Annotated in this window: 6 protein-coding genes; all 6 read left to right on the forward strand. The window is 66.0% G+C overall.

Features of this window, described 5'->3' with window-relative positions:
- The first annotated feature begins 220 nt into the window (after positions 1–220).
- The 6 genes from AC1DC5_RS16135 (at position 221) to AC1DC5_RS16160 (ending at position 13,506) form a co-directional block, all read left to right on the forward strand.
- Complete coding sequence (locus AC1DC5_RS16135) at positions 221–820, forward strand: 50S ribosomal protein L25/general stress protein Ctc (protein WP_441405813.1); 600 nt, start codon at positions 221–223, stop codon at positions 818–820.
- Between the two features lie 111 nt (positions 821–931).
- Positions 932–1,519, forward strand: a complete 588-nt coding sequence (pth, locus tag AC1DC5_RS16140; RefSeq protein WP_441405814.1) for an aminoacyl-tRNA hydrolase — start codon at positions 932–934, stop codon at positions 1,517–1,519.
- A gap of 188 nt (positions 1,520–1,707) precedes the next feature.
- Entirely contained in the window at positions 1,708–4,449 is a 2,742-nt protein-coding gene (locus AC1DC5_RS16145; RefSeq protein ID WP_476865801.1) for a helix-turn-helix transcriptional regulator, read from the forward strand.
- A complete protein-coding gene (locus tag AC1DC5_RS16150) occupies positions 4,436–7,141 on the forward strand; it encodes a helix-turn-helix transcriptional regulator (RefSeq protein WP_476865802.1) in 2,706 nt (901 codons plus the stop codon). Before AC1DC5_RS16145 ends, AC1DC5_RS16150 begins: the two co-directional genes overlap by 14 nt.
- Positions 7,142–8,014: 873 nt before the next feature.
- Positions 8,015–10,750: a LuxR C-terminal-related transcriptional regulator gene (locus AC1DC5_RS16155; protein WP_476865803.1), complete on the forward strand. Its 2,736-nt coding sequence runs from the start codon at positions 8,015–8,017 to the stop codon at positions 10,748–10,750.
- A 62-nt stretch (positions 10,751–10,812) separates the two neighbouring features.
- Positions 10,813–13,506 (forward strand): helix-turn-helix transcriptional regulator, encoded by a 2,694-nt coding sequence (locus AC1DC5_RS16160; RefSeq protein WP_476865804.1) that lies wholly within the window; start codon positions 10,813–10,815, stop codon positions 13,504–13,506.
- The last annotated feature ends 80 nt before the right edge of the window (positions 13,507–13,586 follow it).

A 13,586-nucleotide genomic window follows, 5' to 3' on the forward strand; every position in this document is an offset into this window, starting at 1 on the left:
TAGCCTTGAACCGAAACCTTGGCGAGGGAGAGCGCCGGTAGACCGCTTGCATGAGTTGTATGCACGGTCAGCCGGATTGCTGGTATCCGTTATCGACTGGGTCTGAATCTCCTTCTGAAGGGCCGCTGCACAGCAGCCCGGCGTTGAAGGTCGCAAACAGACCTCCGCCCTTGCTGAACACCGTTAGTCCCACAGCTTGAAATCCAACGAGGAGATATCCATGGCTGAGCAGAAGCTCGCAGCAGAAGTCCGCACCGAATTCGGCAAGGGCTTCGCCCGCCGCGCCCGCATGGCCAACCTGATCCCGGCCGTCATCTACGGCCACGGCGCCGAGCCGATCCACATCACCCTGCCGTCGAAGGCCACCACCCTGGCCGTGCGCACCGCCAACGCCCTGCTGACCCTGGACATCAACGGCGAACAGCACCTTGCCCTCGTCAAGGACATCCAGCGCAACCCGATCAAGCAGATCATCGAGCACCTGGACCTGTTGACCGTCCGTACCGGCGAGAAGGTCACCGTGGACGTCCCCGTCCACCTCAGTGGCGAACTGGCTCCGGGCAACGTCCACAACCTGGAAATGACCACCGTCTCCCTCGAGGCCGAGGCCACCCACCTGCCGACCGCCATCGAGGTCAGCATCGAAGGCCGCGCAGCCGGCGAGCACATCCACGCTTCCGACCTCGTCCTGCCGAAGGGCGCCACCCTGCTGGCCGACCCCGAGGCACTCGTGGTCAACATCTCCGAAGCCACCGAAGTCACCGAGGAAGAGGCGTCCGAAGGGGCTACCGCCGAAGCTTCCGAGGCATCAGCCGAGTAATTCCGGCGAAACCTCCGGCGGCCGGGTCCCTCTAGGGCCCGGCCGCCGTCGTCTCCGGCCGGAATGCCGGTCCCCGGGGCCGGGAACTGCCCTTTAGCGAAGGACTCACCCATGACTGACACCTGGCTGATCGTAGGCCTTGGCAACCCGGGAGCGGAGTACGCCCACAACCGGCATAACGTAGGGCAGATGGTCCTTGACGAACTCGCTTCCCGGATCGGGAGCGGCTTCAAGTCGCACAAGTCCCGGGCCCATGTCCTGGAAGGGCGGCTCGGTATCGGCGGCCCCCGGGTGGTGCTGGCCAAGCCCCTGAGCTACATGAACGTTTCCGGCGGCCCGGTCGCGGCGCTGGCGAATTTCTACGGCATCGAACCAGGCCAGGTCATCGCCGTGCACGACGAGATCGACATTCCCTTTGACACCGTGAAGCTGAAGCTCGGCGGGGGCGAGGGTGGCCACAACGGGCTGCGGGATATTTCCAAGGCCCTCGCCACCAAGGACTACTTGCGGGTCCGGGTCGGTGTAGGACGCCCGCCAGGCAGGATGGACACCGCAGACTTTGTGCTGAAGGACTTTTCCGGCGCGGAAAAGAAGGAACTGCCCTTCCTGATCGATACAGCGGCAGACGCCGTCGAGACGCTGGTCCGTGATGGCCTGCTGGAAGCCCAGCAACAGTTCCACGCCGCGAAGACGCCCTAGCCGGAACCCGCGGGGGACCTCCGCTGCGGCGCCGCGCGTAACGCACCGTCGCCGACCCTCGAATTGCTTCCAAGGTTTCTGAAATGCCGTTATGATCGCTCTACTCTCATATCGGGGGATAGGGATACGCTACTTCTAGGCGGACGGTCTCAGGTTTGCCGTCCGCAAAGCGGTACGAAGGAAACTAGATGTCGAGGCAATCACTGGGCTGGGGGAGTGTTTCCACTACATTGGCACCCGCCGTAGAAGAACCTGCAGGTCCGCTGGACCGGCACAGGTGGTCAGGTCTGGCGCGCAATGCGGACGCCGACCGCGTTCGCAACGCCCTGCTCGGCGACGACCGGATGGGCGTGGTGATCACCGGCGACCGCGGCGTGGGCAAAACCCAGGTAGGACGCACGGCGATCGCAGGCTTCGGTCCTGACGTCTACACCCTTCAGCTCCGCAGCTCGGGACCGGGCTCGGCAACACCCTACGGTTGCTTGGCGTTCACGCTCGCCCGCCTGCCACAAAGCTCCCTTGGCTCCCCGACCGCCATCCTCCACGGCATCACCTCTCTGATCCGGGACGACGCCGCCGGACGAAAATGCGTCATCCTGCTGGACAACGCCGGGGCCCTGGACGAACTGAGCACGGGCGTGCTCCTCAATCTGCTGCAGACCCGGACGGCGCGGCTCGTCGCCACTGCCCAGCGCACGACGGACCTTCCGCCGGACTTCTACTGGCTCATCACTTCCGGCCAGCTGGCCGAGGTCCGGTTGGCCAACCTCACAGAAGTCGAAACCCTGGAGGTGCTCAAAGCGGCGCTTGGGCACAGAGTTTCCAGTGCCCTGGCGAGCCAATTGCACCAGCTCGTTGGCGGCAGCCCGACCCTGCTGCAGGCCGTGGTCTCCGAGCAGATTGAACGGGGCAACCTGGTGCTGTCCGGATCTGTCTGGACTCTGGTGGATGAGGTGGTCCTTGACGGGCGCACAGCACTGGAAGATATCGTGCGGGCCCGGTACGCCCGCGAAACACCTGTGGCCCGGGAGCTCATCGAGGTGCTCTCCTGCGCCCGGACCCTGCCGCTGGCCAGGCTCGCGCGGATGTACAGTCCCGGGGTCATTGCCGACATGGAAGATGCAGGGCAGATAGTCGTCGACCGGACTGACAGGCACCTCGTTTCGCTGGGGGACCGCTATCTGGGCGACATCGTCCGCAACTGGCTCAGTGTGGAGCGCAGGCTGGAGCTGCGGGACAAGGTTCCGGGGCACCAGCAGGACGAGCTGAATGAGCTGACCGTGGAAGACCTGCTGGCCTACGCGGCGTGGACCCATGACTGCGACGCGCCCCTGGCACCCGCCCACGCCGTGGCCGCGGCGGGCGCCGCCGTCAAGCTCTTCGACCCGAAGTTTGCGCTCAAGTGCGCCGGCAGCCTGAGCCCGGAGGACCCGGAATGGACGGAAGGGCAGCTGCAGAAGTCCGCCGCCTACCTTCAACTCGGGCTGCCGCTTCAGGCCATGTCTGCACTGGACGATGTCTCGGAGGCGCAGATCAGCGCCCTCAGCGCAGAGGCGTTCGCTGAGCTGGTGGCAGCCAAGGTGGACTGCATGTCATGGCTCGAGGACCGGACGGGACAGGTGCCCGAACTGATCCGGCAAGGCAGGCTGCGGCTCCACGAAATCGGTGAGAATCATCCGGCAACCACACCGCAGGAGTTGGCCAGGGCCGGTCTGTCCCTGGACCTCAGCGAATTCAACTACCTCTCCTTTGTCGGTGACTATGGGCCCATGATGGACAGGCTCAGCGCGGCAGCGTCGTCGGAAGTGGATGACATCAATCCGGTGCACCGGCTGAGATCGGCAATCATTTTGATGGAAGCCCTCTGCATGACGGGCAAGGAAGTCGAGGCCCGCAAGCTGCTGCGCGACATCGGCGGTCAGCTCGGGGAGTGGTCCAACGTCCCGCGGATCCGCGAGAACTTCGCGTGGAGATCCTTCAATGTGCTTCTGCTTTCCGGACATTGGCGCCAGAGCATCGACATGCTCAAGGACGCCAGCGGTCGGGCCGGCCACGGGCTGCATTCGGGCAGTGCGCCCACCGATCTGGCTGTCGGACTCGCCTACGTCTATGCGGGCCGCGGCCACATGGCCCTCGACCCCCTCCTGGCTGCGATAGCGCAGCTCGAAGTCCGGGCCAGCCTGCACTCGTTGCGGCAGGCGTACGCTGCTACGGCCTTCGCCTACGCCCAGACCGGGAATTCCGTGCAGGCCACCGTCTACCTGGACCGGGCACGGTCAGCGGACGGTGCCGCCCGCTTCGCGATCCGAAGTTCCGCCGAGTTCTGCATGGACATGGCTTCCCGCTGGCTGGGCGATCCGGAGGCGAAGGACCGGCTTGTGCACGCGGCCGAGGAACACTACCGGAGCGGCCGGTACACACTGGCCGGCATCTTCATGCTTGGCGCGACAGTCAACGGCACCGCCAAGGACTTCCAGTTCATGGAAGACATCGCGGCCCTGCGGCAGGGACCGCTCGCGGAGCTGTCCCGGATCATCGCCGTGGGCAGCCGCAAGAAAGACGCCACCATCATGCTGGAAGCCGCCGGCCAGGCCGCAGCCATGGAACTCGACGCCGTCCAGGCCAGATGCGCGGCCCTCGCTTTCGACTTCGCCAAGGCTGCGGGTCTGAGCGGGAAGGCGAGCGCCGCCCACGCCATCCTTGAGAGCCTTGCGGACTCCGTCCCGGCCCTGCCCATCATGCCCAGAAACAAGGGTCCGCTGCTCACAGAGCGGGAGCGGCAGATAGCCACCCTCGCAGGCAACGGGGTCTCCAACAAGGACATTGCCCTGGCCATCGGCATCTCGGTGAGAACAGTGGAGGGACACCTGTACCAGGTGTTCACCAAGCTGGGAGTTTCTTCGCGAAGTGATCTGCTTGGACTCATCTAGGAACCGTGCACCCGCCCCCGAGGAGGCGGGTAGAGCCACCCCCCTGACCGGGCGGACGGAGGACCTGGGGTCGGCGGTCGAGGCGCTCCAAGGCAGCACGCATGTCGCGGTCCTGCTGCTCGGGGACAGCGGGATCGGCAAATCCACGCTGCTGGACGCCGTCGTGGCCGAACTGGAGTCCACGGTGACGCCCGTACGTATCCATGGCAGCTCGTCCCTGACGAACGTCCCGTACGGGGTGCTCGGTCCTTTCATTGTCGGCCTGCCGGTACAGGAGGCCACCTCGCAGCTGGCGGTGCTCAGGACCTTCTGGTCCGGGCTGGAGGAAGAGCGCCGCGCCTCACAGAAGCCACTGCTGCTCATCGTGGATGACGCCCATGACCTTGACGAGGCGACCGCGGGGATCCTGGTGGAACTGGCCGCTGCCGGCTGGGCGAAGCTGCTTGTGGCCTCGGCGACCCGGCCGGGCTTGCCGGAACCGCTGCTGCAGCTGTGGTTTGAAGGTATTGCCGAACGCATCGACCTCCGCCCCCTGACGCAGGGGCAGACGGCTGACATCCTGGAACGGGCGCTGGGAGCCCAGGTCCTGCCGAACGTCACCGAAATCCTCTGGGAAGCCTCCGAGGGCAACCCGCTGCTGCTCAGCGGGCTGATCGACGACGCGAAGAACGACGGCACGCTGCTTCAACGCAACGGGGTCTGGCTGCTCGCGCGTCCCCTTAATAGTCACGGTGACCGCTTGACCGACGTCGTGCGCCGGCAGTTGCTTCGGCGCTCGCCCCAGGAGCGCCAGGCGCTGAACCTGGTTGCCCTGGCCGAGCCCGTGTCCCGCGAGCTGATCGAGGCCACGGTGGGCGAGGACCCGGTTGCCGTTCTTATCGAACACGAGATGATCCGCGTCACGCCGGCACCCTACCCTCAACTGCGGCTTTGGCACTCGATCTATGGCGACACGCTGCGCAACCTCATTTCTCCGGCGCGCAGCCTCCAGCTCCGGCAGAGCCTCCTGCGGCTCATGGACAGCGAGCCCACGTCGGCAGAAGGCCTGCTCCGCCAAGTGAGCTGGTCAATGGAATGCGGGGCCGAGGTCGACGACCGCCAACTGCTGCGCGCAGCCGTTTTGGCCAGCCGGCTCTACGAGGACGAGCTGGCGCGCAAGGCAGCTGCACTGGTCAAAGACCCTGAACTTCAGGTGGCGGCCAGGTCTGTGACGGCCCGCACTTACTTCAACACCTCGGACTATGCGGCCGCGCGGGACATCCTGGAGGCTGACTTCGCAAAGGGGCTCAGCGTGGCTGTCCTGCTCACGGGAACCCTGATGTGGGCTGCCGTGCAGGCCGCCCTGGGCAACAGCCCCGCCGACATCATGGATCGGGCCGGAGCGCTCCTGGAGGCAGGCGAGCGGCTAGCCAGGGAGAACCCGGAAGACGGCGAGGAAATCCTGTCAGCCACGCGGGAGCGGTTCGCCACCATGCGCGCAATGGTCTTCGCCCTCGCCGGCGAGTATCCGGAAAGTGCCGGCCCGGAAGCTGGCGTGTTGGACGGCCCGCCCGCCAACCCCCTTGAGGCGGCGTTCAGACTGGCCCTGGAATCGGAAGGGCTCCTGGTGCAGGGGAAAGCCGTCCAAGCCTTCGCAAGGGTGTCCGAGGCGCTGGAATCCGCGGGATCCGGACACGACGAACTGTACTTCCTCGCGGAGTTCCTCGTGGCGCGGGCGACAGCTGCTGTGATCCACGGGGGCGACTGGGAAGCGGCCGAAACACTGCTGGCAGGAGTAGCCGCCGGCCCCGGGCCCAACCGAATTTCGTTCGGCGGGGGCGTCCATGCCGCGCACGGCATCATCCTGCTGTACCAAGGCAAGGCCGCCCAGGCACTGAACGCCCTTGGCGCGGCACTGGAGTCGCTGCGGCTCGCGGATCCCCAGCAGCTCTTCGCCGTGACCTCCTCGATGGCGTTTGCCGCCGCCGCCGACGTCGGGGCCAAGGACAAGGCAGCGGTCTTCCTCGCCGACTACAAGGCTGCGCCGCCAGCGGTGTCACGGTACCTGCGGATCCTCTCGCAAATGGCAGTCACCTATGGAAAGGCCCGCCTCGGCAATTACCCTGGAGGCATTGACGAACTCCGGGCGTTGGGCCGGCCGCACGGCGACGGTTCCACGCCAGGCCTGGAGTTCGACTCGCTTGCCTTCTGCCTCGCGTTGGGGGACCGGGACGCTGCGTCCCGGCTGCTCGAACTGCAGCCGGAGTTGGAGGGCCCCCGGGCCGCCGCGATCTGTGACTATGCGGCTGCGATCAGCACGGACTTGCCTGCGGACCATCTGGACGCTGGCAAGAGCTGTGAAGACGCCGAGCTGTGGGGCTTCGCTGCCCTTGCGTATGACGCCGCCGCGAACGGCTACCGGGCGGCCGGCGACACGCTGCGGGAGCGCATGGCGATGTCCCAGCGGAAGCGGTGCCTGGACAGGGCAGACAGTGTTTCCGGGCAGGAACAGGAAGCCGAGACCGACGCCCTTGGCCTGCTGACACGCCGTGAGCGCGACATCGTGGCGCTGGCGGTGCGCGGTCTCAGCGACCGTCAGATTGCCGCCGAGCTGCATGTTTCCATCCGCACGGTCGAAGGCCACCTGTACCGCAGCTATGCCAAGCTCAACGTCAAGGGCCGGGACCAGTTGCCCGGAGTGTCCCCACCGTAGCCGTCCGTCCCGTCGTCCGGTCCGACATTGCCGGCAGGTGAGGGCAACAACCCCGCCCCGGCTCCGGCGTGCGTAGCTCCGGGAAGCCGGCAAGTAGGCGCCGGGCTACCCGCGTAGGGGGACCACGTAGCCGGACCCCGCCAGCGTCGGGAGCCGGCCGTCGTGGCAAGTACCCTTAATTGCGGTTCGTTCGGAACCCGTCGCGAATTCGAGTACGGACTACCGGTGTGCCAGTGCCGTCCGGTTCGCTAGATTGTAGTCAGCACCAGGAACCACCCGGCTGAAGCACCCGACAAAGGACTGTGAACGTGGAGCCATCATTGCGGAAGCGGCCCCGGCCCTCCGATGAAGCTGCCAGGATCGCCTGTGTCGAGAACGATGGTCCGCTCTGGTGCAATAGACACTAATTCTTTGTCCAATGGTCTCCCCAAAATGGTTCCGCCGAGTGCGTGAACCCCTTTGACGGAGCCGACGGCGTCGGAACCTTCTGAGACCGAGGTTCCTCCCCCCAGCCGCCGTCGGCTCCCTAGCTTTGATCGGCCCAGTCCTGGCTCGGCCGCCCGCAGGCCGGGCGGCCGTGCCAAGACTGTGTCAGTGCCGATTCCGAGGAGTAATCCGGGGAACGGCAAGTTGCAGGCCGTTGAACTGGAGCGATACACCCAGCGTGTAGATGCATTCTGCCACCGGGCCCGGAGCGCGTTTCCGACTACTTGGTTTTGTCACCCGGAGCCCGGCAAATTCTGAGTACACCTGCGTAGCCCAGGGCCCAGCACCGCGCCGGGAATCGAGTAGCACTTACGCATCCCGAAAATTCGCCACCTCCTTAAGTTGGACCTATCGGTAGTCAATACTTTGATTGCGAAGGTCTCTCTCATGTTTCAGCAAGAAGCCGGCCTGCCTGCGGGCAGCGGCAGAACAGATATGATTTCAGCCGCCCAACGTCTGGGGAAGGGGTGGCACCAGAAGCACTACACCCGGCACAAAACCGTCGCGGATGTAGTAGCCGCGCTCACCTCGGGTACCGGTTGCGGGGCAGTGATTGTGGGGGAACACGGGGCTGGAAAGTCCTTTATTGCCCAGCGGGCTTTGGAACAGCTTGGTGACGAGTTCCTGGTGGTCCAGGTCCGGGGCAGTTCCATTTCCGCCAAGCTCCCCTATGGCGCACTCAGCGTGCTCCTCAACGAACTGGACGCCTCCCACCTTGAGCACCCGCTGATGGTCCTGCGTGGCTTGACCCAGCTGCTCCACACCCGGGCCCAGGGCCGCAACGTCGTACTCTTCGTCGATAATGCCCATGACCTCGATGAGCTATCCACGATGATGGTGGCCCAGCTCTGCGCCGGCGGGCATGTTCTGCTGCTCGCCGCGTGCGTTGACCTGCCCAATCTTGGCAGCGACATCATGGGGCTCTGGAAAGATGACCTGCTGCGCCGGGTTGATCTTGGCCCCTTCGATTTCAGCGAGACGGTGGACAGCCTCGCGCAGGAATACGGCGGACACTTCTCCCATACCGCGGCACGCGCCCTCTGGAACGCCAGCGGCGGCAATGCCCTCTTCCTGCACTCCTTGGCCCGGGAGCAGATCAAACTGGGAATCATTGTCCGCCATGAGGATTCCTGGGTCCTTGGAGACAGGCCGGTTGCCCTGGCGGGCGAGATCCGGGATGTGCTCAAGGCCCGCCTGAACCGGCTCAGCCCGGGCCAGCGTGATGTTTTTGAGCTCTTGTCGCTCGCCGGAGCGTTGCCCCTGCAGACCCTGATGAACGTATCGAAGGCGCAGGACATCGACACCCTCCAGGAACGCGCCCTGATCCGCGTCAGTCATGACCACCCTCCCATGGTGAGCATCGCCAACCCGGTCACTGCGGGCATCGTCGCCAGCGTGGTGCCGCCCGGGCGCAGCGCCGAGCTTCGCCGCCGGCTGGGCGCCGTGCTGCAGGACCTGGACCTCGACGAATACACGGGATCTACAGCTGTGGCATGGGCGCTCGACTGCGGAGAAGAGGTGGATCCCCACCTTGCCTTGGCCGCTGCACGACTCGCGAACAAGGCATCCGATCCGCAGTCCGCCCTGCGGTTCGCCCGGGAAATAGCCGGGCGGGAGAAGCTCGCGGACGTGGCCGTCGAATCGGCCCGGGCATTTATCTCGTTGCACAATGACGAAGCTGCCCGCCGCATTCTGACGGACGTCGAACACCGGGCCGGTGACGGCCTGGCACTGGATGAATGGGCCTCACTGCATCTCCTGTGGGCTGAGCTGGACAGGCACAACCCCGCCGCGGCGGCAAGTGCACTGGCCCGGCTGCAGGAGATCGAGTTGCGCCTCACGGTCTCCGGAGACGCCGGGACGGGACCGGGGTCGGTGGCCGAGCGCGTCCAACTGGCCTATGCCGGGCTGGCCGCCTTCGAGGGCCGGTATGGCGATGTCCTGCAAATGTTCCAGGATAAGGATCCCACGGACCTTGGCAGCGAAGCCAAGATTTTGGCCGCGAGCCTGTTGTGCGAGGCGAAGGCAGTCACGGGGGACGTTCTCGGCGCCGTGGCGCTGGGCCGGCAAGTCATTCTTGCCGCCGGCTTCCTGGATCTGTCCGACAGTTCGATCCGCGACATCAGGGGACGGTTCCTGCTGCTTCTGCTGTTGTCGGCAAGGTTCCGGGAGGCCGCAGAGTTCATTGCGGGCGCATCGGAAGCCTGGGACGAGCAGGCGAGGCTGGGCGGCATGTTCGAGATCGGACAGGGGATCGTCGACCTCCACCGCGGTCATCTCACTGTGGCGGTTCAGCGCCTGCAAAGCGGAGTCTGGCAGCTGAGGGTGCAGGATCGGGATGCTGTAGCCGGACTCGCAACCGCAGCCTGTGCCTATGCCTACGCACTCCAGGGGGATGAGGAAAAGGCCGGGGCCCTGTTGGTGGACGTCGAGGAGCCGCAGCCCCGGTCGTCCTGGCTGGTGAACCGGATCACGCGGTTTTTCGAGCTGTCTGCCAAAGCGGAAATCGGTCAGAAGACCGAAGTCCTGCGCGCGCTGAAGCTGGAAGCCGACAGTGACACCGAAGCCTCCGCGCTTGCGACCGGGCTGCAGTTCCTCTCTGCGGTGGCCCGGCTGGGGGACCGTCAGGCAAGCCAGAAACTCAGCGGTCTTGCCGACCAGGTCACCGGGCACTTCGCCGGCCTGTGCTCCCGGCTCGCGGAAGGGTTGAAGGATTCCGACAGCGAGGAGTTGCTGGCGACATCCAAGGACGCCGATGCAGCCGGCCATGCGATCTTCGCCAGGGATGTGACCAGGAAAGCGGTCAGCTTCGCCAATGACGCAGGGAACCGCATCTCCCTGAGGATGGCCCAGCGCACGCAGCAGTCCCTCGAGGACCGCTTCGGCAACCCGAGAAACGGTGTGCTTTCCCTGCTCACCTCGACACTTACAGCCCGGGAATCGGAGGTGGCAGTGAGGGCGGCCGCGGGTACCTCCAACCGGAAAATCGCTGACGAAATGCATGTTTCTGTCCGCACGGTTGAGGGACACCTGTATCAGGTCTACGCGAAACTGCACGTCGCGAGCAGGTCGGAACTCAAAGATGTCATCGCCGGACCAGTGGAACACGCTCGCCTCGGCTGACCGACCCGGCCACCTCTCCTCCGGGCGGGCCTGGAGGCGCCGCACCGCAGGAAGGGCCACTAGTGGAAAGCCTGACTGAGTCCGCCACACTGGTCGGCCGGTCCGGCGTCGTCAAGGACATCCTCAGATGCCTGCGCGACGGCGGGACGTCCGGCGCCCTTATCGTCGGCAACCCGGGCGCCGGGAAGACCGCAGTTTCCAGGGCGGTCATCCGGGAGCTCAGGCCGCACACAGCCGTGATTCGACTCGCAGCAACACCGGCGCTGTCAGCCGTGCCATTCGGCGCCCTGTCGCCCTACCTCGGCCAGCTGCCCGCACATGACCTGGACTCGTTCTCCGCCGTGGTCAAGGCCGTCACCGACAGCATCAAATCGCAGTCAAGCAAGCCGCTCTTCGTGATCGACGACGCCCAGTGCCTGGACCGCGGGACAACCCAACTCGTCGCGCAGGCCGTCGCCACCGGTTCTGCCAACGTGCTGGCCACCTGCCGGCCGGGTTTGCTGATCCCCGAGGAATTCCTGGCCCTCTGGGATGACGGGATCGTGGCGAAGTTTGACCTGGAACCGCTCACCCGGGCCGAGGTGCACCAGCTCTGCGAGCAAGTGCTCCGCGCGGATGTCTCGCCCTGGGCGACCGCACTGCTGGCCGAGGCCTCCGCCGGAAATCCGTTCATGCTGCTGTCCCTGATCGAACACGCACGGAGCACCGGCGCTTTGGGGCTGCGGCACGGGATCTGGTTCCTGCTCTTCCGTCCAGGGTTGTCCGAGATCCCGGTCGCTGACCTCATCGGCCACGAACTTAGGTCGATGTCGCCGGAGGAAAGGACCGCCGCCGCCATCGTGGCACTCGCGGGACCGCTTTCGCTCGGCCAACTACTGGGATTCGGCGGCCCGAAGGCCGTCGACGCTCTGGAGAGGGCAGGCATCATCCACGTCTCACGGGGCGCCGACCGGACGGTCCGCCCTGCGAGTCCTCTGATCGGCGAGATCATCCGCCGCTGGGTTCCGGCGGGCAGAAGCGCCGGATTGCGTGCCAGCTTCGTATCGCTGCCGCCGGGGAACTCTGTGCACCCGGAAGCCTTCCTGAACCGGATTCGGTGGGCACTGGACTGCGGGGCAGCCGTTCCGGCGGAGCAGCTCCTCAGGGCGGCCCGCTCTGCCAACGTCGCCCTCGACGCGCAGACCGCGCTGAGAACCGCAGAGGCTATCTCCGATGACGACGTGATTCCCGAAGCCCGGTTACACATGGCCTATTCGCGGTATCTGCTGGGCGACGGCGACCAGTCCGCCAAATTTCTCCAGCTAGCGGAACACATTCCCAACGAATCCTCCCGCTACCTGGCGGCGCTTTTGTCCGCCCGCCTGCGGGGGCGGACAAAGCCGCCTTTGGCCGGTGCCGCCCCTGCCGTCGCCGGCACTCCCGCCGGAACACCCGACGTCGGCCATTTGCGCGGCAGCCCGGGGGCCTTCCAGCGTGAGGCCGGCCTGGGGCCATCGTGGTTGGACATGGCACCGATTGCCGACGCGGCCGGTATGGCCGGCAACCAGCTGCACGGTGGACATGAGGACCGTGAGGGCGGGCTGAGCCAGCTGGTCGTGGCCGCCGGCGAGCGGCCCGAAATCAAGTTCCCGGCGGAATCGCTGCTCGCCGAGCTGTTGTGTGCCAAGGGCAGGACGGTGGAGGGTCTGGGGCTGGCACGGGATGCCTGGCAGGGGGCGCAAAGCGCCGGCATGGCCATGCCGCTCGTCTACGAAGACCTCCTGGTGCGCTACAGCCTGAGCCTGAACTGGGCGGGGGAGTGGGAATCGCTCGCCGAGACCCTCGATGAGTACGAGGCCCGATACCCTTCAAGGCTGCTGCTCAGCGGTGGCATCCTGCACTTGATGAGGGGCCTCGCCCGCGTCCGCCAGGGGCGCATGCCCGAGGGCATTGCCGAACTCGTTCTGGGGGTCGAGGAACTCAGGATCGCCGATCCCTGGGAACTGCTGCCTTTTGCCCACTCCGTGGCAGCCTACGCGGCCTTTGTCGTGGGCCACACCCGGGAGGCGGAGGAACATGCGGCCGCGTTCCGGCTCTCCCGGTACCGCGGTCCGGGTGCTGTTCCGCTGCTCGCCGAGGCGTACTCAACCGCTGCCGGAGGAGCGCCCGGAGGGGCTGGCGACGTCAGCAAGAGGCTCGCAGGCCTTGCCGCTGAGGCGAAACGGCAGGGGCTGCGGGGCATTGAGACCGACATCAGGCGGCTCGCGGTGCGCCGGGGAGACACCCAGGCCGCGGACGGTCTGGCCGTCAGCAGCCTCCAGGTGGAGGGGCGGGAGGCCGGAATGCTGCACGACTACGCGCTCGCCGTGCTGAATGCCGACGACGCCGAACTGGTCCGGATCAGCGACAAGGCGCTGCGTGGCGGCTATGTGCTGCTTGCCCTCGAGGCTGCGCAGCAAGCGGAACGGTGCCTGGCCGAAACCACGGACAAGCGAAAACTGCTGTCCGTCCAGCGCAAAATCCAGAACCGGATGACCGCCGCCGGGATGGCTGCCCATATTGACCTCGTCCGTCCAGAGCAGGATGCGGAGCTCACTGCCAGGGAAACCGAAATCCTGGACCTGGTGTCCGGCGGTGCCTCGAATGCCGAGATCGCCAGCCAGCTCTGTGTCTCCCAGCGGACCGTGGAAGGACACCTCTACCGTGTCTTCGCCAAACTGGGCGTCAGCCGGCGGGTCGATCTCATCGACACGGGAGGCGATTCCCACCGGCCCTGAAGTCCTGAGCGGTGTCCGAGCTGAGCCGGCTGCAGAATCCGTGGTGCCGTTCCGTGGGATGATGGATAGTAGTCCATTTG

Source organism: Arthrobacter sp. 10L424, assembly GCF_056395325.1.

Excerpts from the sequence above, each read along its gene's own strand:
- AC1DC5_RS16135 (WP_441405813.1), top strand. The coding sequence starts at position 221 with ATGGCTGAGCAGAAGCTCGCAGCAGAAGTCCGCACCGAATTCGGCAAG.
- AC1DC5_RS16155 (WP_476865803.1), top strand. The coding sequence starts at position 8,015 with ATGTTTCAGCAAGAAGCCGGCCTGCCTGCGGGCAGCGGCAGAACAGAT.
- AC1DC5_RS16145 (WP_476865801.1), top strand. The coding sequence starts at position 1,708 with ATGTCGAGGCAATCACTGGGCTGGGGGAGTGTTTCCACTACATTGGCA.
- pth (WP_441405814.1), top strand. The coding sequence starts at position 932 with ATGACTGACACCTGGCTGATCGTAGGCCTTGGCAACCCGGGAGCGGAG.